Below are 25981 nucleotides of genomic sequence, written 5' to 3'. Positions count from 1 at the left end.
GCCCCAGGCATCCGGCGGATACGCCTACCCACCCCAGGACGGGCAGGCCGCCCAGCAACCCCCCGCGCAGCCCCAGCCGCAGGCGCAACCGCAGCCCCCGGCCCCCATGGACCCGCGCTCCGGGTCCGCCTGGCCGCAGCCCATACAGCACGACCAGCGCCAGCCCGTGAACCCCGGTATCGCGCCGATCGGTTACACCGCGGCCGTCGAGCTGTCCTCCGACCGGCTGCTCAACAACAAGCGGCAGCGGCCGAAGAGCGGGCGGCCCGCCGCCGCGGCCGCGCGGTTCAAGATCGGCGGCAAGAAGGAGGAGGCGGAGCGGCAGCGGAAGCTGGACCTGATCCGCACGCCGGTGCTGTCGTGCTACCGGATCGCCGTCATCAGCCTCAAGGGCGGCGTCGGCAAGACGACCACGACCACCGCGCTCGGCTCCACCCTGGCCACCGAGCGGCAGGACAAGATCCTCGCCATCGACGCCAACCCGGACGCGGGCACGCTCGGCCGCCGGGTGCGCCGCGAGACCGGCGCGACCATCCGCGACCTGGTGCAGGCGATCCCGCACCTCAACTCGTACATGGACATCCGCCGGTTCACCTCGCAGGCGCCGTCCGGCCTGGAGATCATCGCCAACGACGTCGACCCGGCGGTGTCCACGGCCTTCAACGACGAGGACTACCGGCGCGCGATCGAGGTGCTCGGGCGGCAGTACCCGATCATCCTGACCGACTCCGGCACGGGCCTGCTGTACAGCGCGATGCGGGGCGTGCTCGACCTCGCCGATCAGCTGATCATCATCTCGACTCCGTCGGTGGACGGCGCGAGCAGCGCGAGCACGACCCTCGACTGGCTGTCGGCGCACGGCTACCAGGACCTGGTGGCGCGCTCCCTCACCGTCATCTCCGGGGTCCGCGAGACCGGCAAGATGATCAAGGTCGACGACATCGTGTCGCACTTCGAGACCCGCTGCCGCGGCGTGATCGTGGTGCCGTTCGACGAGCATCTCGCCGCGGGCGCCGAGGTCGACCTCGACATGATGCGGCCCAAGGTGCGCGAGTCGTACTTCACGCTGGCGGCGATGGTGGCCGAGGACTTCGTACGCCATCAGCAGGCGCACGGCCTGTGGACCAGCGACGGCAACCCGCCGCCGGTGGCGGCCCCGCCGATGCCGGGCCAGCCGCTGCCCCCGCAGGCGTACGCCGCCCAGCCCTACGGCCACCAGCCCTACGGCCACCAGCCCGACGGCCGGCAGCCCTACGCCCCGCAGCCGCCCCACCCCGGGCAGCCCTACCCCGCGCAGCCGGGCCAGGGGCAGCCGGGCCAGGGTCAGCAGCCGCCGAGCCCGCCGTACCCGGGACAGCCGGTGCCGGGGCAGCCCGCCCCGTACCCGCCGCAGCAGGCGCAGCAGCCGCAGGCGCAGCAGCCCGGCGGGCAGCCGTATCCGCCCGCCGCGCCGCAGCCGGGCGGGCCGCAGTACGCCCCCGGGCAGCCCTACCCGCCGCAGCCGCAGCCCGCCGGGCAGCAGGAGCAGCCGTATCCGCCGTTCCCGGGCCAGCCGGGTCCGGCGGGGCAGCAGGGTCCGGCGGGCCAGCCGTATCCCCCGTTCCCCGGACAGCAGGGCCAGCCGGGGCAACCGGGACAGCACGGACACCCGTACCCCCAGCCCCAGCCCCAGCCGCCGGCCGAGGCCCCCCAGCCCCCCGCGGCCCCCGCACCGCAGCCGCAGCCGCAGCCGCAGCAACCCCCGCAGCCCCCGCAGCAGTAGCCGCCGCGCACGCGAAAGGGCGGTCGGTGCCCGTGGGCACCGACCGCCCTTTCGGCGTCGTAGGACAGGGGATCCGCGACGCTACTCCGCCGCGACGATCTCCCGGCAGCGCTTCACGTCCGCCGCCATCTGCTCCAGCAGTCCGTCGAGCGAGTCGAACTTCGCCTGGCCGCGCACGAAGGCGAGGAAGTCCACGGCCACGTGCAGGCCGTAGAGGTCGAGGCCGACGCGGTCGATCGCGTACGCCTCCACCGTGCGCTCGGTGCCGTCGAACTGCGGGTTGGTGCCGACGGAGATGGCGGCCGGCATGGCCTCGCCGGCGACGTGCAGGTATCCGGCGTAGACGCCGTCGGCGGGGATCGCGGTGTGCGGCAGGGTCTCCACGTTGGCGGTGGGGAAGCCGAGTTCACGGCCGCGCTGGGCGCCGCGGACGACCACGCCCTCCACCCGGTGCGGACGGCCGAGGATCTCGCGCGCGCCCTCGACGTCGCCCTCGGCGACCAGCCGGCGGGTGAGCGTGGAGGAGAACGGCTCCCCGCCGCCCGCCTCGCCGGACACGTACAGGTCGACGACCTCGACCTCGAAGTCGTACACCGCGCCCTGCTCGGTGAGGAAGCCGACGTTTCCGGCGGCCTTGTGGCCGAAGCGGAAGTTGGGGCCCTCGACGACCGCCTTGGCGTGCAGTTTGTCGACCAGCACCTTGACGACGAAGTCGGCGGGCGACAGCTTCGAGAACTCGGTGGTGAACGGCAGGATCAGCAGCGCGTCCACGCCCAGGTCGGCCATCAGCTCGGCGCGGCGGTGGTGCGGGGCCAGCAGCGGCGGGTGGCTGCCGGGGCGGACCACCTCGCTGGGGTGCGGGTCGAAGGTGACGACGACACAGGGCACGCCGAGGTCGCGGGCGCGGTCCACGGCGTGCTTGATGATGAGCTGGTGCCCGCGGTGCACCCCGTCGTAGGACCCGATGGTGACGACGCTGCGCCCCCAGTCCTGGGGGATGTCCTCCAAGCCACGCCAGCGCTGCACTGTGACCGCTCCTCGAACCCTTGTCCGTATCCAACGTTGCCTCTTGCGCAGGTCTAAGGGTGCCATGCCGGGTGGCCCCCGCCCGCATCGGCATGGGGGCTGTGACGGGCTCCACCCCCGCCGAGGCCACCCGCCCGGCCGGCCGCCCGGTCCCGCGGCCACACCTCGGCCGCGGCACGACCGGACCCCTCAGGCCCGACGCCGTCGCACGAACGGTCCCCATGGACTCCTACGGCACCGCACGAGCGGGCCCCATGGACTCCTACGGCACCGCACCAGGCCACCTCATCAGCTCCTACGGCAGCGAACGAGCGAACCTCATCGGCTCCTGCGGCAGCGAGCGAGCGGACCCCCTCGGCTCCTGCCGCAGCGAACGAGCGGACCCCCTCGTTTCCTTCGTCGCCGCTCAGGCCGGTACCCGGGGTCCGGCCAGGTGCTCGATGGTGCGGCGGGTCGCCGGGGCCACCAGCACGGCCCACCGGCCCGGCGTGTCGGTCAGCCAGCGGGCCATCAGGGCGGCGAAGCCGGGGACGTGCCGGGCGAGGTCGACGAGCCCCCGGTCCAGACGGGCCGCCCCGGCCGGGGTGCGGGCCAGCAGCCGCGCGGTGTGGTGCACCAGTTCCCGGGCGTCGGCGTCGTCGGGCCGGGCCGCGGCACGCAGCACCGCGTCCAGGACGGCCGGTTCCTGCTCGCGGGCGAGGAGCACGTCGAGCAGTTCGCGGCGCAACGGCCGCGAGGCGGGTGCCCCCGCGGCGGCGAGGACGGTGCCGAGCGCCGCCCGCAGCGGTTCGGGCCCGTCCGCCAGCAGGGCCGTGACCAGCGGGTGCAGTACGTCGCGGGTGGCCGGGCCCTGGTCGAGGCGGCGGTCGACGTGGGCGGCGACCGGGCCCGCCGTCTCCGGCCGCCGCCGCGCGGCCTCGCGGACGAACACGGCGACGCGGCGGGCGAGAGCGGGCGTGGCGACGTCGGCGAGGGTGCGCAGCGCGTCGCGGGAGTCGGGCAGCAGCAGCCGGTCCCGGAAGGCGTCGAGGACGGGTTCCGGGTGGCTGGCCAGGGCGGTGGCCACCGCGTCGGCCGGCACCCGCGGGTCGCCCTGCGCGAACCGCCGCAGCGCCTCGGGGAGGTGGCGGTCCCGGGTGCGCGGGTCGCGGACGAGCAGGGCGAGCGCGCCGCTGTGCACGGCGTCGTCGCCGGGGCGGGCGAGCAGGGCGAGGGCGGCATGGCGCAGGAGGTCGCGGTCGGCGCCGGTGCGGACGTGCGGGGCGGCGCGCAGCCCCTGGACGGCGGCCGCGGACCGGCGCGCCGGGCGCTCGTCGCGCGCCCATCGGTCCACCGCCCGGCAGACGGCGGACGGCTCCTCCTCGGCGAGCACGGCGAGCAGTTCGTCGGCGCGCGGGTGGACGCTGTCCGCGAGGGCCTCGGTGAGGTCGTCCGGGGCGCCGTGCCGGTGGGTGTGCAGCAGCGCCTGCGCCGCGGTGGCGACGGTCGCGTGCGGGGTGGCGGGCAGTGGCCGCTCGTCGTCGAACCAGCGCACCAGGCACGGCTGTACGGCGGCGGGGGCGGCGGCCAGCAGCCGGGCGACGGTGTCGAGATGACGGGGTGCGCGGTCCGCGCGGGCCGGGGCGCCGTCCGCGCGGACGAGCCGGCGCAGCAGGTCGAGGCGGTCGGCCTCGGGGAGCGGGAGCGCCTCCCAGAAGTCGGGGGTGAACTCCCCTGCCACGGCGCGTCGTTCGTCGCGCCACGCGACGATCCGGTCGGCGAGCAGCCGCAGTACGCGGGTGTACGGCGTCGCGTCGGGCACGGACACCAGGGTCTGGGCGAGCAGCCGGACGGCCCACCAGGCGCCGGGTTCGGAGCCGGGGTCGGGTTCGGAGCCGGGGGCGGGTTCGGAGCCGGGGTCGGATACGGAGCCGGGGTCGGGATCGACGTTCGGAGCGTCCAGGGCGTCCAGGGCGTCCACCAAATCCTCCAGCCGACAGGCCAGTTGGGCGGTGCCCTGCTGGCGGCCGAGGTGGAGCAGCGCCTGCACGACGGGGCCGATGCGGTGGTGCGGCACGGGCAGCGGGTGCGCGGCCTCGGGGGTGCGGGGGCGGTGGACGAGGACGCGCAGGGCCCCGTCCAGGTCGAGGTGCATGCCCTGGATCCAGTCGGCGAACTCCTCGTGGGCGAAGCGGTAGCCGTCGCCCGCGGGGACGAAGAGGCCCTCGGCGAGCACGGCGTACGCCCAGCCGCTGCCGCCGCCGAGCCGGCGGGGCGCCCGGCCCCAGGGGAACAGCGCCTCGAACGCCGCCCGGTCCAGTTCGCCCTGGCCGGGTCCGAGGCTGCGCCGGGCGGCCTCGTGCACCTGCCCGGACACCCTCGCCGCGAGCCGCCGTACGGCGGTGCCGTGCGGACCGTTCGCGGGCGCGAGGCGGACGGCGACCCGCAGGCACGCGAGGTCGAGCCAGGCGGCGAGGACGTCGCCGCGGGCGAGGGGGGCCGGGAGGCTCTCACACGCCTCTGGCGCTGCCGCGCGGACCTCGGCGAGGAGCCGGAGGGCGAGCGGGTGGCGGGCGTCTCGGTCGTGCAGGTCCGTCGGCGCGAGGCCGTAGCGCTCGCGCGCGAGACGGGCCTCCGCGGTCCGCAGGTCGCCGAGCGGCACGCAGGGCGGTGTCGGCGGAGGGGCCGAGGCGAGGCGGGTGTCCGGCCGGTGCAGCAGATCCGGCGGGAAGGCCGCGCCCGCGCTCTCCCAGTGCTCCGCGCGGCAGGCGACCACCAGCCGGGCACCGGCGGCCGCGAGCCAGGAGGCCGTGGCGCGGGTCCACTCGGGGAGGCGGTGGGCGAGGCCGGGGGGCATCTCCTCGGGGCCGTCGAGCAGGATCAGGAGGGGGCGGCCCGCGCTCCGGGCGAGGTGGGCGAGGCGGTCCGGGGCGAGGTCGCCGAGGTCGCCCGGAGCTACTCCGCGGGCTGTGGCGACGACCCGGGCCGCCCGCCCGAGCGTCCGTTCCACCGCGTCCGCGACCGAGGTGTCGTCGTCGCGCAGGTCGGCACCGCTCAGCCACAGCGTGGGCGCGGGTGCGGGGCCTCGCCCGCGCCGTGCGGCGAGCACCGCGAGTTCCGTCGTACGACCGCTGCCGGGCGCCCCGACGAGCCCGAGGACGGCCGCGGGACCGGTGAGGAATCGGGCGAGCTCCTCCGCGATGTCGGCCCGTTGGACGAGTTCCGGCCCGGGGTGCGTCGCGCGCGCACCGGGCGGTCCGTCGGATGCGGCCGAGGCCGCGGCCAGCTCCAGGACGGCGGCCGGATTCAGATCGGCACCGTAGGCGGCGACGGTGGCGGCGTTCCGGCCCAGCAGCGCGGCGAGGGGGCAGGGCGCGGGGGCGGTGTGCGCGGGGGCTTCGGGAGCGCCCCCGAAGCCCCCACAGCCGCCGCAGCCCCCGCAGCCGAACGCCCCGAAGCCCCCGCCGCCCCCGCCCGCGCAGCCCTTGCAACCGTCGCAGCCCCCGCCGCAGGCGGCCGCGCACGGCCCCGCAGCCCGTCGTAGCGGCACCGCGAAGCCCGTGTCGCGGTCGCCGGAGGTCAGGGCGGTGCCGAGGGTCGCGATCACCGCGCCGGTCCTGGCATCGAGCACCGGGCCGCCCGCCGCGCCGCCGCCCAGCCGCAGCGCGTCCCGCCCCGTGGTGCCGATCGCGAGTTCCACGGCGTCGTCGACGGGGTGGAACCGGTCCGTGGCGGTGTACGTGACCGCCCGCGATCCGAGCACCCGGGCCTCGCGCCAGCCGCCGGCCGCGATCTCCACATAGGTGCCGGTGTCGGTCCGGGGGCGGACGGTGATGGGGAGCGGCTCGGCGCCGAGCCCCACCGTGCGCACCAGCGCCAGGGCGAGGGCGGGCAGCGGGGTGACGGCGTCGGCCGCGTCCACGACGCAGGTCCGCCCGGCCGTCGTGGTCAGCACCAGCTGGGCGAGGCCGTCGACGACCTCGTGGGCGGTGACGACCGTGCCGTCGTGATCGGCGACGAACCCGGCGCCCCGCAGCCGTCCGGCAAGATCACGGACCCGTACGAGAGAGCGACTTGGTCCCGGCATCGCGAACCTCCCCGCCGTACAGCCGTACCACCTCTGTCGACGGTAGGCCGGGGATGATCAGCGGGACAGATCCCGAGGTGAACGCGCCCCCTTCCGCTCCCCCGGTTCACTCCGAGCGCCTGCCCGGTCGGGTGAATAGGCGCGTGCCGTCGGTACAGGCTAGGGGTGGGGGAACCGAGGGGGGACCGTGGAGCGGCGGGACTGGAACGACCCCGTGTCCGCCGCTCCACGGGCAGGTTCTGGACGAACACCGCCTGGACGAACACCGCCTAGACGAACACCGCGAGGCTCTTGGCCTTGCCCTTGTGCTCCTCGACCAGCGCCAGGAAGCGGCCCTCGGGGTCGAGGACGGCGACCGCGCCGCGGCCGGCGTACTCGTCGGGCATCTCCAGCCGTACGCCGTTGGTGAGCAGCCGGGCGCGCTTGGCGTCCACGTTCCAGCGGGGGAACGCGGCGATGGCGGCGTCGGCGATGGGCATCACCGTCAGCTCCTGCTGGAGCTGGTCCAGGGTGCGCGCCGCGTCCAGCCGGTAGGGGCCCACCCGGGTGCGCCGCAGCGCGGTGAGGTGGCCGCCGACGCCCAGGTCGGCGCCGAGGTCCCGGGCCAGGGCGCGGATGTAGGTGCCGGAGGAGCACACCACCGACACCACGAGGTCGAGCACGGGGGTGCCGTCCTCGGCGACCGCGTCACGGACGTCGTACACATCGAAGGAGGAGACGGTCACCGGGCGGGCCGGGATGTCGAACTCCTCGCCCTCGCGGGCCCGCTTGTAGGACCGTACGCCGTCGATCTTGATGGCGCTGACCTTGGACGGCACCTGCATGATGGCGCCGGTCAGCTTGGCGATGCCGGCGTCGACGGCGTCGCGGGTGACCTTCGAGGCGTCGACCGACCCCGTGATCTCGCCCTCGGCGTCGTCGGTGAGCGTGGTCTGGCCCAGGCGGATCGTGCCCAGGTACTCCTTCTCGGTGAGGGCGAGGTGCCCGAGGAGCTTGGTCGCCCGCTCGATGCCGAGGACGAGCACGCCGGTCGCCATCGGGTCGAGCGTGCCGGCGTGGCCGACGCGACGGGTGCGGGCGATGCCGCGCATCTTGGCGACCACGTCGTGCGAGGTGAAGCCCGACGGCTTGTCGACGATGACAAGGCCGTCGGGCGGGGTGGGCTTGCTGCTCATTCGGCGGCGTCGTCCTTCTCGGCGGTGTCGTCCGCCTCGTCGTCGCCCGGCTTGCGGTAGGGGTCCGCCTCGCCGGCGTACGCGGCGCCCGCGGACGCCTCGCGCACCTTCTCGTCGGAGGCCCGCGCCTTGTCGAGGAGGTCCTCGATGGTCCGGGCGGTGTCCGGGAGGGCGTCCGCGACGAAGGTGAGGGTCGGGGTGAACTTCACACCCGCGGCCCGGCCGACCTCCGAACGGAGGATGCCCTTGGCGCTCTCCAGCCCGGCGGCCGCCTCCTTGCGCTCCTCGTCGTCGCCGTACACCGTGTAGAAGACGGTCGCCTCCCGCAGGTCACCCGTGACCCTGGTGTCCGTGATGGTGACGTGCGTGCCGAGCCGCGGGTCCTTGATCCCGCGTTGCAGCTTCTGGGCCACCACCTCCCGGATGAGGTCCGCCAGCCTTTTCGCCCGCGCGTTGTCGGCCACTGGTCCGTCTCCCGTTCTTTCCTGATCTTGTTCGTGGTCAGTCGTCGTCGTCGCCGTGGAAACGCCGCCGCACGGACAGCAGTTCCACCTCGGGGCGGCCGGCGACCAGCCGTTCGCATCGGTCCAGTACATCGCTGAGATGCCCGGCGTCGCCGGAGACCATCGCGAGCCCGATGCCGGCCCGGCGATGGAGGTCCATGTGGTCCACCTCGGCCGCGCTCACCGCGTACTTCCGCTGGAGCTCGGCGACGATCGGGCGGACGAGGGAGCGCTTCTCCTTCAGCGACCGTACGTCGCCGAGGAGGAGGTCGAAGGACAGAGTCCCCACGTACATGTGTGTAACCGGTTCACCCGCCGGTACGGGATCGATGGCCCTGCCGTTCGTGTGCGCAGGGACATCAGAACCGTACAACGAACGGGCCGGGGCGATCGACGGATATTCCCCGCCGCACGCCACGGCCCCCGCCGCACACCGTGGTGGCCGGCCACCACGGCCCGGGCACGGCAGCCGCGAACGGCGGCCGTGCCGCAAACGGCGCGCCGGCCGGTGGAAGCGGACTCCCACCGGCCGGCGCGCACCGTCGGCCTTACACGCGAGGCTTCTCGCGCATCTCGTACGTCGCGATGACGTCGTCGATCTTGATGTCGTTGAAGTTTCCGAGGTTGATACCACCCTCGTAGCCTTCGCGGATCTCGGTGACGTCGTCCTTGAAGCGGCGCAGACCCTCGATGTTGAGGTTCTCCGCGACCACCTTGCCGTCGCGGATGAGTCGGGCCTTGGTGTTGCGCTTGACCTCGCCGGAGCGGATGAGGACACCCGCGATGTTGCCGAGCTTGGACGACTTGAAGACCTCGCGGATCTCCGCCGTACCGAGCTCGACCTCTTCGTACTCCGGCTTGAGCATGCCCTTGAGGGCCGCCTCGATCTCCTCGATCGCCTGGTAGATGACCGAGTAGTACCGGACGTCCACGCCCTCGCGCTCGGCCATCTGCGCGGCACGGCCGGCCGCGCGGACGTTGAAGCCGATCACGATGGCGTCGGAGCCCATCGCCAGGTCGATGTCCGACTCCGTGACCGCACCGACGCCGCGGTGCAGGACGCGGATGTCGACCTCTTCGCCGACGTCCAGCTGGAGCAGGGAGGACTCGAGGGCCTCGACGGAACCAGAAGCGTCACCCTTGATGATGAGGTTGAGCTGCTGGACCTCGCCGGCCTTGAGCACCTTGTCCAGGTCCTCGAGCGAGACGCGGCGCGTGCGCTTGGCGAACGCGGCGTTGCGCTCACGGGCGGCGCGCTTCTCGGCGATCTGACGGGCCGTACGGTCCTCGTCCACCACCAGGAAGTTGTCGCCCGCACCCGGGACGTTGGTCAGGCCCAGGACCTGGACCGGCGTCGACGGGCCGGCCTCGGCGACGTTGTTGCCGTTGTCGTCGAGCATGGCGCGCACACGGCCGTAGGCGTCGCCCACGACCATCGTGTCGCCGACCCGCAGCGTGCCTCGCTGGACGAGGACCGTCGAGACGGCACCGCGACCGCGGTCGAGGCGCGACTCGATGGAGATGCCCTGCGCGTCCTGGGACGGGTTGGCCCGCAGGTCGAGCGAGGCGTCCGCCGTCAGGATCACGGCCTCCAGCAGGGAGTCGATGTGCAGACCCTGCTTGGCGGAGATGTCGACGAACATGGTGTCGCCGCCGTACTCCTCGGCCACCAGGCCGTACTCGGTCAGCTGACCGCGCACCTTGGTCGGGTCGGCACCCTCGACGTCGATCTTGTTGACCGCGACGACGATCGGCACGTCGGCCGCCTTGGCGTGGTTGAGCGCCTCGACCGTCTGCGGCATGACGCCGTCGTTGGCCGCGACGACCAGGATCGCGATGTCGGTCGACTTCGCACCACGGGCACGCATGGCGGTGAACGCCTCGTGACCCGGGGTGTCGATGAAGGTGATCTTGCGCTCTTCGTCGTTGACCTCGGTCGCCACCTGGTAGGCACCGATGTGCTGGGTGATGCCGCCGGCCTCGCCCGCGATGACGTTCGTCTTGCGGATGGCGTCGAGGAGGCGGGTCTTGCCGTGGTCGACGTGACCCATGACGGTGACGACCGGCGGACGGACCACCAGGTCGTCCTCGTCGCCCTCGTCCTCGCCGAACTCGATGTCGAAGGACTCGAGCAGCTCGCGGTCCTCCTCCTCCGGGCTGACGATCTGAACGTTGTAGTTCATCTCGCCGGCGAGGAGCTGGAGGGTCTCGTCGGACACCGACTGGGTCGCGGTGACCATCTCGCCGAGGTTCATCATGACCGCGACGAGCGACGCCGGGTTGGCGTTGATCTTCTCCGCGAAGTCCGTGAGCGACGCGCCACGGGAGAGACGGATGCTCTCGCCGTTGCCGCGCGGCAGCATCACGCCGCCGACGCTCGGGGCCTGCATGGCCTCGTACTCCTGGCGACGCTGGCGCTTCGACTTGCGGCCACGACGCGCGGGACCACCGGGACGGCCGAAGGCGCCCTGCGTGCCACCACGGCCACCGGGACCGCCGGGACGACCGCCGAAGCCGGGACGACCGCCGCCGCCACCGGCACCGGCACCGCCGCCACCGAAGCCGCCGCCGCCACCACCGGGACGACCGGCGAAGCCGCCGCCGCCACCGGGACGACCGGCACCGCCGCCGCCACCGGGACGACCGGCGAAGCCGCCGCCACCGCCGGGACGACCGGCACCGCCGCCGGGACGACCCGCACCGCCCGGACCGCGGCCGCCGGGGCCACCGCCGGGACGCGGGCCGGCAGCGGGACGCTGCGGCATCATGCCGGGGTTGGGACGCGGACCCGCGGGGCCGCCACCGGGACGCGGGCCGCCCTGCGGGCGGGGCATGCCGGACGGCGAGGGACGGGGACCGCCCGGAGCCTGCGGACGCGGACCGCCGCCACCCTGGGCGCCGGGCGCCTGGGGACGCGGACCGGCGCCGGGGGCACCGGGACCGCCCGGACGCGCGCCGCCCTGCGGACGGGGCGCCTGCGGGCGGGACATGCCGGCGTTGCCGCCGGACGTGAAGGGGTTGTTACCCGGACGCGGGCCGGCCGGACGGGCGCCCGGACGGGCACCACCCTGGCCGGCGGGGCGCGGCGCGCCCTGGCCGGGACGCTGTCCCTGACCCTGACCCTGACCCTGCGCGGGACCGCCGGGGCGGGCGCCGGGACGGGCACCGGGGCCCGGACGGGCGCCGCCGGGGCGCTGTCCCTGACCCTGAGCCTGGCCCTGGGCCTGACCCTGGCTCGGACCCTGCGCGGCCGCCGGGGGCTGCGCGGGAGCCGACGGCGGGGCCGTGAACTCGGGCGCGGCCGGGGCCGGGCGCGGCGCGGGCTTGGGGCCCGGGACCGGACGCGGGCCGGACGCCGCCGGGGTGACCGGCGCCGAGGGGGCCGCGGGAGCCGCGGGTGCCTGCGCCTGCGGCTGCGGGGCCGCGGCGGGCTTGGGTGCGGCCGGCCGCGGTGCAGCCGGACGCGCCGCCTGCGCCGGGGACGGCGCGGCGGGACGGGGGGCCGCCTTGCGCGGGGCCGGCTTGGCAGACTTGCCGTTGCCGCCCTGGAAGGCGTCGGTCAGCTTTCGTACTACGGGCGCCTCGATCGTCGAGGACGCCGAACGGACGAATTCACCGAGTTCCTGGAGCTTGGCCATGACGACCTTGCTCTCCACACCGAACTCCTTGGCGAGTTCGTAGACCCGGACCTTAGCCACTTCGCTCCTTTGAGGTCCGGGTTGCGGCCGGACCGTCGCTAGTTCATGGGCGTACTCATCGCGTACTCATCGAGTGCTCATCGCAATCTCGACCTGCTTTCGACTCGCGAGGTACCGGGCCGCACGGGGACTTCCGCACGGCACCGTGTTGCTTACTGTGTCGCCTGCTGGGCAACTGTCATCTGCTCGACATGTCGGCGCAACGCCTTTGTGTCGAGCGCTCCCGGGGCGCGCAGCGCCCGCGTGAACGACCGGCGACGATCCGCCTGATCGAGACAGACCAGGACGGGATGCACATAGGCACCCCGGCCGGGCAGCGTACCGCGAGGATCGGGGACGCATTCGTCCTTGATCGCCACGATGCGCAGCAGCTCCGTCTTGGCCGCCCGCTCCCGGCACCCCAGACAGGTGCGCTCAGGGCGTGATCGGGCGTGCGTCCGGCCAGACACCCTAAGTCTACCTCCCCGCGGCGACCTCACCCTTTTGGGCCAGGTCTCGAACAGTTGCCGCGCCATAACTGACGTGATCCGAACGACTACGGGCCGAGATCTATTCCCCGGCCCCGCCCGGGGATCTCCCCGGCCCCGCCCGGGGGTCTCCCCCGGGCGGATCGGCGTGCTACTCCTCAGGCTGCTCGGTGTCCGGGCGGATGTCGATGCGCCACCCGGTCAGCCGCGCCGCGAGGCGGGCGTTCTGCCCTTCCTTGCCGATGGCCAGCGAGAGCTGGTAATCCGGCACGGTCACCCGCGCGGACCGGGCGCCGAGGTCCACGACCTCGACCTTCGAGACCCGCGCCGGGGACAGCGCGTTCGCCACCATCTCGGCCGGGTCGTCCGACCAGTCGACGATGTCGATCTTCTCGCCGTTCAGCTCGCCCATCACGTTGCGCACCCGGCCGCCCATGGGGCCGATGCAGGCGCCCTTGGCGTTCAGGCCCGAACGGGTGGACCGTACGGCGATCTTGGTGCGGTGGCCGGCCTCGCGGGCGATGGCGGCGATCTCGACGGACCCGTCGGCGATCTCCGGCACCTCCAGCGCGAACAACTTCTTCACCAGATTGGGATGTGTCCGCGAGAGGGTGACGGACGGACCGCGCACGCCCTTCGCCACCCGCACGACGTAGCTGCGCAGCCGCATGCCGTGCTGGTAGCTCTCGCCGGGCACCTGCTCCTGCACCGGCAGGATGGCCTCCAGCTTGCCGATGTCCACGAGCACGTTCTTCGGGTCGCGGCCCTGCTGGACCACGCCGGTGACGATGTCGCCCTCGCGCCCGGCGTACTCGCCGAGCGTGGCGTCGTCCTCGGCGTCGCGCAGCCGCTGCAGGATCACCTGCTTGGCGGTGGTGGCGGCGATCCGGCCGAAGTCGGACGGGGTGTCGTCGAACTCGCGGGGCGCCTGGCCCTCCTCGAGGTCGTCGGCCTCCTCCTTCGCCCACACGGTCACATGCCCGGTCTCCCGGTTGAGCTCCACGCGCGCGTGTCGGCGGCTTCCCTCGGTGCGGTGGTAGGCGATGAGGAGGGCCGACTCGATCGCCTCGACCAGCAGGTCGAAGGAGATCTCCTTCTCCCGTACCAAGCCCCGCAGGGCGCTCATGTCGATGTCCACGGCTACGCCTCCTCTTCCTTACTTGTCCTTGCGGTTGAATTCGACCTGCACGCGCGCCTTGGCGATGTCGCCGAAGGCGAGCCGCCGGGAGGTCGCCTTGCGGCCCTTGACGCCGGGCACCTCCAGATCGAGGCCCTCGTCGTCCACGTCGAGAATCCGGGCGACCAGTTCGCCGCCGTCGCCGAGCTGGAACTTCACCAGGCGGTCGACGGCACGCGTGTAGTGGCGGTGCTCCGTCAGGGGGCGTTCCGCGCCCGGGGTGCCGACCTCGAGCTCGTACTCGCCGTCGCCCATCGCGTCCGTCTCGTCGAGCTTCGCCGAGAGCGCGCGGCTCACATCGGCGATCCCGTCCAGGTCGGGACCCTCCTCGGAGTCGACGACCACACGCAGCACTCGCTTGCGCCCTACGGAGTCCACGGCGATCTCTTCGAGATCCAGGCCCTGGGAGGTGACGAGCGGCTCCAGAAGTGCTCGCAGCCTCTCGCTCTGGGTCGTGCTCATCCGGGTGACTCCTCGGCCGCGTGTGCTGTTGTGGGACGGTGCGCGTGTCTGGTCAAAGGGTATCCGGTCGCGGGGTGTGTTGCCGTCCACGTGCGCGTGCGCGGTTGCCGGCGGGTGGTGCCGGTGGGTGGTGCCGTGACGGCGCGCGGGTACCGTGATCACAGGCGTGCGCGCCCCCTTCCCCGCCCGTTGGTCGTACGAGCTCCCCGAGGACGTCTGCCGTGTCCCTCCCCCCACCGTCGCGGGCCCTTGCGGGGCCGCGCAGAAGAACCCTGCTCGCCTCCGCGGCGGGCGCCGTCGTACTGGCGGGCTGCTCCGAACGGCCCAAGGACACCGGCTCCGACGAGGGATCGGCCGGCAGCCCCCTGACCCTGACCGAGCGGGCACGCGCGCGTGCGGCCCGGGACAGCCAGTCGCTGGTCGCGCGCTACGACGCCGCGATCGCCGCCCACCCCTCGCTCGCGAAGCGGCTGGGACCGCTGCGCGCGGAGGCGGCACGGCATGTGACGGCGTTCGGCGGCGCGGGGAAGGCGTCCGGGGCGGCGGGAGCGTCCGCGGACGCGACGCGGTCCGCCACGGGGACCGCGAGCGGCTCGGGTTCGGCTTCGGGTTCGGCTTCGGCTTCGGCTTCGGCTTCGGCTTCGGCTTCGGCTTCGGCTTCGGCTTCGGCTTCGGCTTCGGCTTCGGCTTCGGCTTCGGCTTCGGCGACAACGACTCCGGACGCCTCCGGATCGGCGTCCGGGGCCTCGGCCGGGGTGTCGGCGGGCGCGAGCGCGTCGGCCGCCCCGGAGACCGAGAAGCAGGCCCTCACCGGGCTCGCGGACGCCGAGCGGGAGCTCTCGGCGCGGCGGATCACGGCCCTGCTGGACGTGCCGGGCGAACTGGCGCGGCTCATGGCCTCGGTGGCGGCGGCCGGAGCGGTGCACGCGTATCTGCTGACGGAGGGCGCGAAGTGAGCGGGACCAAGGAACAGCGGCTCACGGCGGTGCAGGCGGCGCTGGCCGCCGAGCACGCGGCGGTCTACGGCTACGGCGTCGTGGGCGGCCAGATCGACGAGGAGCGGCGCACCGAGGCACGCGCCGCCTATGACGCGCACCGGGCGCGCCGGGACGCGCTGGTGCGCGAGGTGCGCGACCTGGGCGGCTCCCCGGCGGCCGCGTCCGCCGCCTACGCGCTGCCCTTCCCGGTGCACAGCGCGGCCTCCGCCGTCCGGCTCGCCGCCGAACTGGAGCGGCGCGTGGCCGACGTCTACTCGGACCTGGTGCGGGCCACCGAGGACGCGCGGCGGCGCGAGGCGGCCGGGGCGCTGCGCGAGGCGGCGCTGCGGGCGGTGCGCTGGAGCGGCGAGAGCGTAGCCTTCCCTGGTCTCGCCGAGCGGGCCGCGACCCCGTCGGCGTCCGCGTCGGATCCGGTGTCCGCGTCCGCGTCCGCGTCGCCCACGGCGTGACGGCAGAGGAAGGGAACCACTCGCGTATGGCTTTCGAACCGCCGCGGCGTCTGGTGCGGGCGCTCGGCGAGAACGCACCGGACGGTGACGACTGGCTGGAGAAGCTGCCGGAGGCGGCCCACCAGGCGGTGGCGCTACGCGAGTTGACCGTCGAGCGGATCCAGGTGCCGGGCGGGCGCAGCAGCATGGTGCTGCTCGTGCGGCGCGCGGACGGCTCCCCCGCCGTGCTGAAGCTCGCCCCGCCGCGGGCCCGTCCGGAGAGCGAGCGGGCGGCGCTCGCCCACTGGGGCGGCCTGGGCGCCGTACAGCTGCTGGAGCCGTACGTCGGCGAGGGCGTGCTGCTCCTGGAGCGACTGCACCCCGATGTGTCGGTGCGCTCGCTGCCCGAGGCGAAGGCGTTGCTGGAGGCCGCCGGGACGCTGCGCCGGCTCTGGGTGGAGCCGCCCGCCGGGGACGAGGGCGCGGTCTTCGAGACCGTGGCCGAGCGGACCGGGCGGCAGGCGCGCGCGATGCGGGCGAGCGCGGAGCGCGACCCCGACGTGGCACCGCTGGTGGACACGGCGCTCGCGGCACGCGCGGAACTGCTGGAGGCGCCGCCCGAACACCGGTTGCTGCACGGCACGTTCCGGCAGAGCAAGGTGCTCGCCGGGGACCGGCTGCCGTGGCTGGCCGCGGGGCCCGACCCGGTGGTGGGCGAGTGCGCGTTCGATCTGGCGCGGCTGGTCCGGGACCGGGTGGAGGACCTGATCGCCACCTCGTCCGGGGCGTCGACGACCCGGCGCCGGGTGAAGCGGCTCGCGGAGGCGTTGGAGGTGGACCAGGAGCGGCTGCGCGGCTGGACGCTGTTCCGGGCGGTGGAGTCCGGGGTGCGGGCACGACGGGTGGGCCGACTCCAGGACGCCGAGCTGCTGCTCGAATTCGCCGGGTGGCTCTGAGAGTTCGGGCGGGGTGGCCCGGTGCGCGAAAAGGGTTCGCGCCCCCCTGCCGAGCCAGGGGCAGGGGGGCGCTGGGGTCCGGCCGACGTGCCTCCCGAGCTTGCCAACCGGAGTCTGAGGGGGGTGGCTCAGTGACAGTCGAGCCCCTCGGGCGGACACGCTCCGGCCGGGACCTTGTGGAGGTTGCCCTCCAATGCGAGCAGATGGGTGTGCCAGCGGATCCGTGCGTCCTGGTCCACGCCCTCCTCGGCGTTACGGCCCACAGCCTGCTCGGCATAGGGCACGTGAGGGAAGAGGGCCAGATCGGCCTGCGGCACGGTCCAGGACATCTGCCAGCCGCCGGCCATCAGGCACAGACAGTGGCCGCTCTCCTGTCCGGCACCGCCTGCCGGGGTCATGACGGCGCTCGCCGGGTGCAGCGCCGCGAGCCACGCCAGCAGGTGGGCGCGTTCCCGTGAGGCCCGCCCGAGCTCCTGGGCGTAGGAGTCGGCGTACTCCTGCCAGCGCATCAACTCCTGTCGACAGACACCGAGTTCGTCCTGCGAGTGAGGGGGCGGGCCGCTCGGGACCCGCCGCCCGCGGCGCCACCGGCGCGAGTCGCGCCGGTGGGCGGCACGCGCCGGCACGAGCAGCCGGAACGGCAGCAGCAGGCAGGAGGTCAGCAGCACCCCCGCGGCGGAGACCGAGACGGAACGGGCGCCGCCGGAGCGGCTGTTCGAACGTCGGGCCCGGTCCGGAGAGCGCCGGGACCGGCCGGGGCCGCTCGGGCGGCCGGACCGCCCGGTACGGTCGGTACGGCCGAGGGACACGAGGTGACCGAGGTGACCGAGGCGGCCGAGTGACACGAGGTGACTGAAGCGGCCGACAGCGGCGAGGTCGGCGAGGTGGTGCAGGGGGCCGGGGCGACGGGACGGCGTCGGCGCCGCGGCGGGTGAATCGGTGGCAGAAGTACGGTCGTTCGCTAAATGTCCGGATTCGTGCGAGCCTAACGGGCCCGTCGAGATCCAGCCATTTCCGAGTTCGTCCGGCACTTCGACCTCCCAAGCCTCTCTGGACCCCTCAGTCACAGCGCACACATCGTTTTTCCCGCAGTTCCGGGAGTCCTCAAACCCCGCCGGCCGATCAATGTCCTCGGCGCGATCCGACGGATGTCCCGCGGTCACCGGGCGGAGGGGGCGGGCTCGGGCTGCTGCCTGCGGGTGGAGCCGGTGCGGCGATAGCGGCCCGCGCTACGCGCGTTGGCGGCGCGGCACGCCTCGTCGACCGGCTCACGGCGGCGCAGGTGCCGCTGGTAGGCCGCCCGGGTGCCGCACGGCGCGGGCTCCTGCCGGATCCGGTCCGCGACGCCGACCGCCGCGGACGCGATCTCCGCCGGCGGCAGCGTCGCGCCCGCCGCCGCGCGCGCCAGGTCGTACCGCTGGGACCCGGTGAGTCCGGCGATGATGCCGCTGCGCTGGCACCGGGGCAGCCCGTCCTCGCGCTTGAGGACCGCGGCCCGGCACAGCAGCAGCACCGGGCAGGTCCGGCAGATCTCCACCGCCCTGGCCTGGGTGCGGCTGGAGAACCACAGCTCCGCGTCCTGGTTGCGGCAGGCGGCGCTCAGCTCCCAGTCACGCTTCATCGCCGCCCTCCCTCGGCCTGCCGGTCCTCGCGCACCGGGGTCAACGGGCCCACGTAGGCAGCCACGTTGGCGAGCGAGCAGCGCTCCATCCGGCCGTCGAGCGACATCATCGGCATCCCGTCGGCGTCCCGGCTGCCGTGGAAGTACCAGACGTCGCCGTGCGCGTCCCGGTACGGCAGTACGAGGTCGTAGACCCGCTGCCCCAGGCGGTAGGGCAGGTGCCCGCTCCCGCCCCGGGCCGGCTCCGCCCGCTCCTCGCCGGACCCCCCGGGCCCGGTGAACTCCGCGACGTCCGCGGGCCCGACGCGCCCCGCGGCCTCCGTCCGCCCGGGGAGCCCCGCGACGTCCGCGGCCCGGCCGTGTTCCGCGGGGACCGCCTCGGCGCGCGCCGCCGGGATCGTCGCCGCGGTGACCGCCGGGGCCGGCTCGGCGTACAGCACCGAGGCGGGCGCCGGCGCGGCGTGCAGGAGCGAGGCCGCCGTCTCGACGTTGACCACCGGGACCGCTCCCGGGCTCACCACGGGGAGCGTCCGCACCCACGCCGCCGGTAACCCGGCCGGTTCGGAGCCCGCACCGAACTCCCCCGGTTCCGCTTCGTGTTCGGGCCGGCGCTCCGGCTCCGGCTCCGGCTCCGGCTCCGGCTCCGGCTCCGGCTCCAGAAGCGTGCGCAGCGGCACGACGAGCGGCTCGTCCGGCAGCGGCACGGACACCGGCTCGCCGTGGATCCGCCCGTGGTCCGGGTACGCCCGCCCGTGGTCCGCCGACCGCGTCTCGGGACGGCCCGGCGCGTGGCCCTCCGCCCCGGGCTCGGCCCAGTCCCGCCCGTGGCCCGCCGTCTCCGGCTCGGCCCAGGCCAGGTCGCGGCCCGCCGTCTCCGGCTCGGCCCAGGCCAGGTCGCGGCCCGCCGTCTCCGGCTCGGCGTACGCCCGCCCGTGCTCGGCCGGCTCCTCGTCGGCGTAGAGCGGTCCGTACCCCTCCGACTCCTCGCCGGAGTGGGCCCGCCCGTGCTCGGCCGGCTGCTCGTCACAGTGGGCCGGTCCGTACTCGGCCGACTCCTCCTCGGCGCGGGCCGGTCCGTGCTCCGTCGACTCCTCGTCGGCGTGGGCGTGGGCGTGCTCGTGATCCGCCGGCTCCGGCTCGACGAGGACCAGGTCCTGGTCCCGGTCGGCCGACACCGGCTCGGTGTACGGGAGTTCGTGGTCCGCGGGCTCGGGCCAGACCTCCGGCTCCGCGGCCGGCTCCGCCTCCGGACCGGCCGTCCCCCCCGGTCGGTCCACGGCCGTAGGCACGCGCAGTTGCCTGCGCACGGTGGGCGGTACGTCCACCGGCTGCGGCCGGCCCCCCGGGCGCACGTCCTCGGGCTCCGGCCGCGCCGGGGCGTGGTCGCGCCGGGCGGGGGCCGTGCGCACCTGCCGTACGCCCAGGGCGGGCCCGGTGTCGAAGGCGACCACCGACACCCGCACGCCGTCGCGTCGGCCCTCGCCGGTCACGGTGTGCGGCCGGGTCCGCTCGCCGACCAGGGTGATGCCGAAGTACAGCCGCCACTGGGCCCATTGGGCCGGGCTCGCGATGTCGAGGAGCACCCGGACCTTGTCGCCGTCGGCACGGATGCCCCGCACGCCGGGGTGCGCGCCGATGCTCCGCTGAAGGGCGACGGCCACCCGCCGGGCCTGTACGCACGCGGCGTCCCAGGCGAGCGCCTGCCGCTCCAGGTCGGTCAGCGGGCGCGGGACCCTGCTCCAGGTCCCCTCGGGGGTGCGGTGCAGCACCAGGCCGGGCGACCGGTCGGGGTCGGTCAGCAGCCGGGCGGAGTCGAGTGCGTGGGCGATCGCCGCTGCCTGCTCGGGGGGCACGGAGACCATGGCCTCGCGGATCACGCAGACGACCTGGGAGAGATTCCGGTTCATGCGGGCACCGCCCCGACCGTGCCGCGCAGCTGCCGCATGGCACGGTGCGTGAGCGCGCGGACGGCGCCCACGGTACGGCCCATCTCGACGGCCGTCTCCTCGGACGAGAGGCCGCCGAGGTAGCGCAGTTCGAGGCAGTGCCGCTGGGGCCCGTTGAGCGTGCGCAGGGCGCGCTGGAGGGTCTCGCAGGCCTCGATCGCCTCCATCTCGCGCAGTACGGGCGATTCGGTGCCGAAGGCCGGGCGAGCCGGGTCCCACAGTTCGGGGACCAGGGTCTCGCGCCGGGTGCGGCCGCGGCCCATCTCGTCCAGATAGAGGTTTCTGGCGATGGTGATGAGCCATGCGGCGAACTGCCGCCCCTGCCAGGTGTAACCGCCGATGCCACGGAGCGCGCGGGTGAAGACCTCTTGGGCCAGATCCTCGGCCAGATGCCGGTCACGTGTGCGGAACAGCAGGTAGCGGTGCACCAAGCGGTAGTGGTCGCGGTAGAGGACTGCGAACGCCTCACGATCGCCGGCGCGGGCTCGCGCGACCAGGGCGGGCTCCGGACCGCTGGGCGCGGTCCGGAGGTCGGACTGTAGGGACACGATCGACAGCTCCTTTGACATCGGTGAGCCGAAATCTTCAATATTCATGTAGATGTAGATTCCTTGCCGACGCTTTTGGCGCCACCTGCACGAGGACCACATCAATTCCTGGAGTCATCTACAGTCTTCACGTAGATGCATATAGTGTCAAGTCACATACGGAGCGCAAAGTTCACCCCCGAGCTCGGCCGGTTCGCGCCGGTTCGACATGGCTCATAGAGCTCGCAAAGGGGGCGCACGGAAGCAACGATCTGCGATCTACTTGCGCCTGTAGATATTGATGGCCGATCCTCTGACGTGTGACGAGTGAGCCGATCCCCCCAGAAGAGCCCGAACCAGGCGATGATCCCGCGCGCCGCGGCGAGGATCTGGCGGCGCTGCTCGAACGTCTCCTCGACGCCTCCCAGGGCAGGACCCAGAAAGACCTGGCGTCCGAGTCCGGTATTTCCTATCCGACCCTCAACGCCTGGATGAACCGTACGCGCGGCACGTCCAGAATCGACCCGGAACGGCTGAGGGCGATGGTCGAGGTGTTCCGGCGCTGGGGCGTGCGCACCACACCCAGGGAGTTCTTCGAAGCCGCGGGGCGTCCGGTGCCCGGCCCCAGCAAGGACGAACGCGAGGCGCGCCTGCTGAAGTTGTACCGGCAATTGCCCGAGGCGCGGCAGCGCGCGCTGCTCAAGGACGCCGAAGCGATGTTGCAGGTCAGCCGGATCACCTGAGGTGAACGCGGCGTTCCGCGCCGCGCGTTGTCGGCATATGCGGCAACCCGGCTCGCGCGTACGGGAAATGCCGAAAGTCCCACAGCTTCACGCAGACATCGGTACCATCAGTGCGCCGCTGGCCTCCCGAAGCGGATCACAAGATGTCGTCGTGCATCCCTGGGGAGACAGCTGTGTGCATCCACGTTTCCGTGACCGACGATCTGCCGGCAGTGGTCGTGTGGGACCCGGACGAGGTGAGTGTCCTCGTCGCGAGAGGTTCCCACGTACTCGATGTGTTCCGAGAAATGCGCGCGCTCCTCACGATCGACCTGGGAGCGCCAGAAGGTCCGGGCAACGTTCTCCTGTGCTTCTGCGGCACCCGGCTGCGGCTGCCCGCGGAACTGGTCACGCGCGGCGTCACGGCGGAGGCGTGCTGATGGCGGGCCGATACGGCCGGGCGATCAGGCAGCGGTCACCCACCTGATCCGTCACCCACCCCTGTGAACGGGAAGGCTCCCGTACGGTGCCCCAGGCGGGCGGGGCACCGTACGAGAGCCGCGGAAGCCGGGCGCGGCCGCCGGGTTACGCGCCGAGCGCGCTCAGGCGGGCGATCGCCTCGTCGACGGCGAGCTCCTCGCGCTCACCGGTCCTGCGGTCCTTCAGCTCCAGGACGCCCTCGGCGGAACGCCGCCCGGCGACCAGGATCTTCGGGACGCCGATCAGCTCGGCGTCGGTGAACTTGACGCCCGGCGACACCCCGGCGCGGTCGTCGACCAGGACCCGCAGCCCGGCCTCGCGCAGCTTCTCGGAGACCTCCAGGGCCAGTTCGGTCTGGAGCGCCTTGCCGGCCGCGACGACGTGCACGTCGGCCGGGGCGACCTCCGCGGGCCACACCAGGCCGTGCTCGTCGGCGGTCTGCTCGGCGAGGGCGGCCACCGCGCGCGAGACGCCGATGCCGTAGGAGCCCATGGTCACGCGGACCGGCTTGCCCTGCTGGCCGAGCACGTCGAGCTTGAGGGCGTCGGCGTACTTGCGGCCCAGCTGGAAGATGTGGCCGATCTCGATGGCGCGGTCCAGCTTCAGGCCGGTGCCGCACTTGGGGCAGGGGTCGCCCTCCTGCACGACCACGACGTCGACGTACTCGTCGACCTCGAAGTCGCGGCCCGCGACGACGTTCTTCGCGTGCGTGTCCGCCTTGTTGGCGCCGGTGATCCACGCGGTGCCGGGGGCCACCCGCGGGTCGGCGACGTAGCGGACCTTCTCCAGGCCCTGCGGGCCGACATAGCCGCGGACCAGGTCCGGGCGGCCCGTGAAGTCCTCGGCGGTGACCAGTTCGACCTGGGCCGGGGCGAAGTGCGCCTCGACCTTGTCCAGGTCGACCTCGCGGTCGCCGGGCACGCCCACGGCCACGATCTCGCCGTCGACCTTCACCAGCAGGTTCTTCAGGGTCGCGGAGGCCGGCACGCCGAGGTGCGCGGCGAGCGTCTCGATGGTCGGGGTCTCGGGGGTGGGGATCTCCTCGGCCGCGGGCACCGCGGAGCCGTCGACCGGCTTCAGCTCGTAGGTGATCGCCTCGGTGTTGGCGGCGAAGTCGCAGTTCGGGCAGTCGGCGAAGGTGTCCTCGCCGGCCCCGGCCGGGGCGAGGAACTCCTCCGACTTCGAGCCGCCCATGGCGCCCGCGGTGGCGGCGCAGATCCGGTAGTCGAGGCCGAGACGCTCGAAGACCTTCTGGTACGCCTGGCGGTGCAGCGCGTAGGACTGGGCGAGGCCCTCGTCCTCCAGGTCGAAGGAGTACGAGTCCTTCATCAGGAACTCGCGGCCGCGCAGGATGCCGGCGCGGGGGCGGGCCTCGTCGCGGAACTTGGTCTGGATCTGGTAGAGGATGACCGGCAGGTCCTTGTAGGAGGACGCCTGGTCCTTCACGATCAGCGTGAAGATCTCCTCGTGGGTCGGGCCGAGCAGATAGTCGCCGCCCTTGCGGTCCTTCAGGCGGAACAGCTCCGGGCCGTACTCGTCCCAGCGGCCGGTGGCGTCGTAGGGCTCGCGGGGCAGCAGCGCGGGCAGCAGCACCTCCTGGGCGCCGATCGCGTCCATCTCCTCGCGGACGATGCGCTCCACGTTGGCGAGCACCCGCTTGCCGAGCGGCAGCCAGGTCCACACACCGGCGGCGGTCCGGCGCACGTACCCGGCGCGGACGAGCAGCTTGTGGCTGAGGACCTCGGCGTCCGCCGGGTCGTCGCGCAGGGTCTTCGCCATCAACTGGGACATGCGCTGGACCGGTGCGTTGGCCATGGTTCTCGTACTCCTGCCGGTGGGATCTCCCCGGCCCGGCGGGTGACCGGGCGCGGAGGGGTTTATGGCTAGGAGGTTAGCCGGGGGTGCTGGGCCGGTGGAAATCGGTTAGGAGGTGGCGTGCCCCTCAGCGGCGGCGCAGCGGCAGGGGGGCGCCCATGACGGCGTACGGCTTGGGGGCGCTGGGGAACAGGACGCGGCGGGCCAGGTCCTCGTAGCCGAGGGAGTGGTAGAGGCCGCGGGCCGGGCTGTCGGTGTCGATCGCGGAGAGGATCGAGCGGGGCTGGGCGGCGCTGTCGGTGATGGTGGTGATGAGGGAGCGGCCCACGCCCCGGTTCTGGTGGTGCGGGTGGACGTGCAGCTCGGTGATCACGAAGGAGTCGTCGAGCCAGTCGGTGTGGCCGCCGGAGCGCAGATACGGCTCCACGACGGTGGACCACCAGTGGGTGCGGTCGTTGGGCATCCCGTAGACGAACCCCACGAGCCGCCCGCCGGCGGTGGCGCCGAGCGCCCGCGCGCCGGGGTAGGTCATGTGCCGCACCACGATCTGACGGCGTACGGCCACCTCGTCCGGGCCGAGTCCGAAGGCCACGGCCTGCACGGCGAGGGCCTCGTCCACCCGGGCGGACAGGTCCAGCGTGCCGATCACGATGTCGTCGTCGGACCGGCGGCGTTGGTCGTGACCTGGAAGGCGCATGGGGGGAGAGTACAGCGCGCCGGTCCGCTTGTTCGCTCCCCGGAGCAGACCGTCCGGTCCGGCGAGCGGCCAGGACCTGTCGCCCTAGAACAGCACGCTCATGAACGCGCCGGTCTCCTGGAAGCCGACGCGGGCGTACGTGCGGCGCGCGGCGATGTTGAAGTCGTTCACGTAGAGGCTGACGACCGGGGCCACGTCGGCGAGCGCGTAGCGCAGGACGGCCGCCATCGCCGGGGCGGCCAGGCCCCTGCCGCGGTACTCGGGGGCCACCCACACGCCCTGGATCTGGCACGCCTGGGGGGTCGCCGCGCCGATCTCCGCCTTGAAGACGACCTTGCCGTTGTCGTCGAGGCGGGCGAAGGAGCGGCCGGAGCCGACGAGTTCCGCGACGCGGGCCTGGTAGAGCAGGCCGCCGTCGCCGGCCAGCGGGGAGACGCCGACCTCCTCGGTGAACATGGCGACGCAGGCCGGCATGATCGTCTCCATCTCGTCCTTGCGGATGCGGCGGACGTAGGGGTCGGGGACGATGCCGGCCGGCATCCCGTCGGTGACCATCAGCGGCTGGTGGGCGCGGACCTCGCGGGCGGGGCCCCAGCCGGGCTCCAGCAGGCGCCAGAGCTCGGCGGTGGGGCCGGCGGGTCCGACGATGGAGGAGCAGCGGCGGCCGGCCCGGCGGGCGCGGTCGGCGAAGGCGCGGACGGCGCGGGGGGTGGCGCAGATGGGGACGAGGTTGGCTCCCGCGTAGCACAGGGAGGTCAGCATCCCGTCCTCGTACCAGCCCCACATCTCGCCGCCGAGGCGCCACGGGTCGAGGCCGGCGACCTGGACCCGGGAGGTCACGAAGGCGTTCTGGACGGGCTCGCGGTCGAGGACGGCGAGCGCGGCATCCAGGTCGCTCGGTTCGAGCACGCGGGACGTGGTCTGGGTCAACACGTACGGGGCCTCACCCTGGGGTTCTGCTGATCTCCGCACTATAGCTGCGCTGCTTTGGCGGTGCGCCTCGGAGTCGGGGGTCCCGGTGTTCGGGCGGCTGCCCGACCGCGGGCCTTCTGGTCACCCCAGGGGGCGGGCGGTCCGGTCGTCCGGCGGCCGCCCCGCCGTGGTGGCTGGTCGCGCAGTTCCCCGCGCCCCTGGTGGGCTGCCCGGAGCCGGGGCGTCCGGCCGGCGGGGTGCGCTGGTCGCGCCGACGGGCGGGCGGATCGGTCGTCCGGCGACTGACCGTCGTGGTGGGCTGATCGCGCAGTTCCCCGCGCCCCTTGGGACGCGTGCGGCTCAGCCCCCTCAAAGGGGCGCGGGGAACTGCGCGGACGGCCACGGACGGCCCGCAGCCGACGAACAGCCAGCCCCGGCACCCCCTGAAGGGGCGCGGGGAACTGCGCGACCAGCCACGGACGGCCCGCAGCCGACGAACAACCGGTCCCGGCACCCCCTGAAGGGGCGCGGGGAACTGCGCGA

General features: G+C 73.9%; 22 protein-coding genes. 6 read left to right on the top strand and 16 right to left on the bottom strand.

The genetic code is table 11. The annotated features are described in order from the left end of the window. The coding region (locus tag WN71_RS37990) for a MinD/ParA family ATP-binding protein (RefSeq protein WP_143074935.1) at nucleotides 1-1762 on the top strand (1762 nt) is incomplete at its 5' end. 81 nt (nucleotides 1763-1843) lie between these two features. Here WN71_RS37990 and WN71_RS37985 read toward each other — a convergent pair. The 9 genes from WN71_RS37985 to rimP all read right to left on the bottom strand — a co-directional run bounded on the left by WN71_RS37985 (nucleotide 1844) and on the right by rimP (nucleotide 14336). Next, nucleotides 1844-2788, bottom strand: coding sequence for a bifunctional riboflavin kinase/FAD synthetase (locus WN71_RS37985; protein ID WP_046584738.1), 945 nt, complete (start codon nucleotides 2786-2788; stop codon nucleotides 1844-1846). Nucleotides 2789-3194: 406 nt separating this feature from the next. Further along, on the bottom strand, nucleotides 3195-6854 hold the full coding sequence (locus tag WN71_RS37980; protein WP_046584739.1) for a trypsin-like peptidase domain-containing protein: 3660 nt from the start codon (nucleotides 6852-6854) through the stop codon (nucleotides 3195-3197). Between the two features lie 269 nt (nucleotides 6855-7123). After that, complete coding sequence (gene truB, locus WN71_RS37975; RefSeq protein WP_046584740.1) at nucleotides 7124-8029, bottom strand: tRNA pseudouridine(55) synthase TruB; 906 nt, start codon at nucleotides 8027-8029, stop codon at nucleotides 7124-7126. Beyond that, nucleotides 8026-8493 (bottom strand): 30S ribosome-binding factor RbfA, encoded by a 468-nt coding sequence (gene rbfA / locus WN71_RS37970; protein ID WP_046584741.1) that lies wholly within the window; start codon nucleotides 8491-8493, stop codon nucleotides 8026-8028. Before rbfA ends, truB begins: the two co-directional genes overlap by 4 nt. A gap of 37 nt (nucleotides 8494-8530) precedes the next feature. Next, on the bottom strand, nucleotides 8531-8827 hold the full coding sequence (locus tag WN71_RS37965; protein WP_046584742.1) for a DUF503 domain-containing protein: 297 nt from the start codon (nucleotides 8825-8827) through the stop codon (nucleotides 8531-8533). Nucleotides 8828-9080: 253 nt separating this feature from the next. Next, the gene (gene infB, locus WN71_RS40555; RefSeq protein ID WP_079178424.1) at nucleotides 9081-12230 is read right to left on the bottom strand and encodes a translation initiation factor IF-2; all 3150 of its coding nucleotides are present in this window, start codon (nucleotides 12228-12230) and stop codon (nucleotides 9081-9083) included. Between the two features lie 152 nt (nucleotides 12231-12382). Further along, a complete protein-coding gene (locus WN71_RS40550) occupies nucleotides 12383-12679 on the bottom strand; it encodes a YlxR family protein (protein ID WP_079178423.1) in 297 nt (98 codons plus the stop codon). 169 nt (nucleotides 12680-12848) lie between these two features. After that, nucleotides 12849-13835 carry a transcription termination factor NusA gene (gene nusA / locus WN71_RS37950; protein WP_046584744.1) on the bottom strand — a complete coding sequence of 329 codons (987 nt, stop codon included), beginning with the start codon at nucleotides 13833-13835 and terminating at the stop codon, nucleotides 12849-12851. A gap of 18 nt (nucleotides 13836-13853) precedes the next feature. Further along, nucleotides 13854-14336 (bottom strand): ribosome maturation factor RimP, encoded by a 483-nt coding sequence (gene rimP / locus WN71_RS37945; protein ID WP_046584745.1) that lies wholly within the window; start codon nucleotides 14334-14336, stop codon nucleotides 13854-13856. Between the two features lie 221 nt (nucleotides 14337-14557). Between rimP and WN71_RS42140 the strand changes: the two genes are divergently transcribed. From WN71_RS42140 to WN71_RS37930, 3 genes are read left to right on the top strand one after another with little or no spacing between them, the layout of a single operon-like run. Next, entirely contained in the window at nucleotides 14558-15292 is a 735-nt protein-coding gene (locus tag WN71_RS42140; RefSeq protein WP_079178422.1) for a hypothetical protein, read from the top strand. After that, complete coding sequence (locus tag WN71_RS37935; protein ID WP_046592748.1) at nucleotides 15289-15783, top strand: ferritin-like domain-containing protein; 495 nt, start codon at nucleotides 15289-15291, stop codon at nucleotides 15781-15783. The genes WN71_RS42140 and WN71_RS37935 overlap by 4 nt, the downstream gene beginning before the upstream one ends. Nucleotides 15784-15809: 26 nt before the next feature. Continuing rightward, nucleotides 15810-16718, top strand: a complete 909-nt coding sequence (locus WN71_RS37930; protein WP_046592747.1) for an aminoglycoside phosphotransferase family protein — start codon at nucleotides 15810-15812, stop codon at nucleotides 16716-16718. 128 nt (nucleotides 16719-16846) lie between these two features. Here WN71_RS37930 and WN71_RS41320 read toward each other — a convergent pair whose 3' ends face one another. From WN71_RS41320 to WN71_RS37910, 4 genes are all read right to left on the bottom strand, one after another. Then, on the bottom strand, nucleotides 16847-17563 hold the full coding sequence (locus tag WN71_RS41320) for a hypothetical protein (RefSeq protein WP_107469871.1): 717 nt from the start codon (nucleotides 17561-17563) through the stop codon (nucleotides 16847-16849). A gap of 314 nt (nucleotides 17564-17877) precedes the next feature. Beyond that, nucleotides 17878-18339 (bottom strand): WhiB family transcriptional regulator, encoded by a 462-nt coding sequence (locus WN71_RS37920; RefSeq protein WP_052743249.1) that lies wholly within the window; start codon nucleotides 18337-18339, stop codon nucleotides 17878-17880. Beyond that, on the bottom strand, nucleotides 18336-20246 hold the full coding sequence (locus WN71_RS43080; protein WP_052743248.1) for a BN159_2729 family protein: 1911 nt from the start codon (nucleotides 20244-20246) through the stop codon (nucleotides 18336-18338). The genes WN71_RS37920 and WN71_RS43080 overlap by 4 nt, the downstream gene beginning before the upstream one ends. Then, the gene (locus WN71_RS37910; RefSeq protein WP_240529907.1) at nucleotides 20243-20833 is read right to left on the bottom strand and encodes an RNA polymerase sigma factor; all 591 of its coding nucleotides are present in this window, start codon (nucleotides 20831-20833) and stop codon (nucleotides 20243-20245) included. Before WN71_RS37910 ends, WN71_RS43080 begins: the two co-directional genes overlap by 4 nt. Before the next feature lie 299 nt (nucleotides 20834-21132). Between WN71_RS37910 and WN71_RS37905 the strand changes: the two genes are divergently transcribed. Both WN71_RS37905 and WN71_RS37900 read left to right on the top strand, forming a co-directional pair. Beyond that, nucleotides 21133-21555: a helix-turn-helix domain-containing protein gene (locus tag WN71_RS37905; protein ID WP_046592745.1), complete on the top strand. Its 423-nt coding sequence runs from the start codon at nucleotides 21133-21135 to the stop codon at nucleotides 21553-21555. A 191-nt stretch (nucleotides 21556-21746) separates the two neighbouring features. Beyond that, complete coding sequence (locus tag WN71_RS37900; RefSeq protein ID WP_240529906.1) at nucleotides 21747-21974, top strand: hypothetical protein; 228 nt, start codon at nucleotides 21747-21749, stop codon at nucleotides 21972-21974. A gap of 145 nt (nucleotides 21975-22119) precedes the next feature. On the opposite strand, the gene WN71_RS37895 is transcribed toward WN71_RS37900, so the two are convergent. From WN71_RS37895 to WN71_RS37885, 3 genes are all read right to left on the bottom strand, one after another. Next, nucleotides 22120-23829, bottom strand: a complete 1710-nt coding sequence (locus WN71_RS37895; protein WP_046592743.1) for a proline--tRNA ligase — start codon at nucleotides 23827-23829, stop codon at nucleotides 22120-22122. A gap of 127 nt (nucleotides 23830-23956) precedes the next feature. Continuing rightward, on the bottom strand, nucleotides 23957-24526 hold the full coding sequence (locus WN71_RS37890; RefSeq protein WP_046592742.1) for a GNAT family N-acetyltransferase: 570 nt from the start codon (nucleotides 24524-24526) through the stop codon (nucleotides 23957-23959). A gap of 84 nt (nucleotides 24527-24610) precedes the next feature. After that, nucleotides 24611-25459, bottom strand: a complete 849-nt coding sequence (locus tag WN71_RS37885) for a GNAT family N-acetyltransferase (RefSeq protein WP_046592741.1) — start codon at nucleotides 25457-25459, stop codon at nucleotides 24611-24613. Between the last annotated feature and the right edge of the window lie 522 nt (nucleotides 25460-25981).

This window comes from Streptomyces mangrovisoli (assembly GCF_000974985.2).
Classification (GTDB): domain Bacteria; phylum Actinomycetota; class Actinomycetes; order Streptomycetales; family Streptomycetaceae; genus Streptomyces; species Streptomyces mangrovisoli.
Note: the sequence above shows the minus strand (reverse complement) of the source record. Positions and strands in the feature narration are given on the sequence as shown.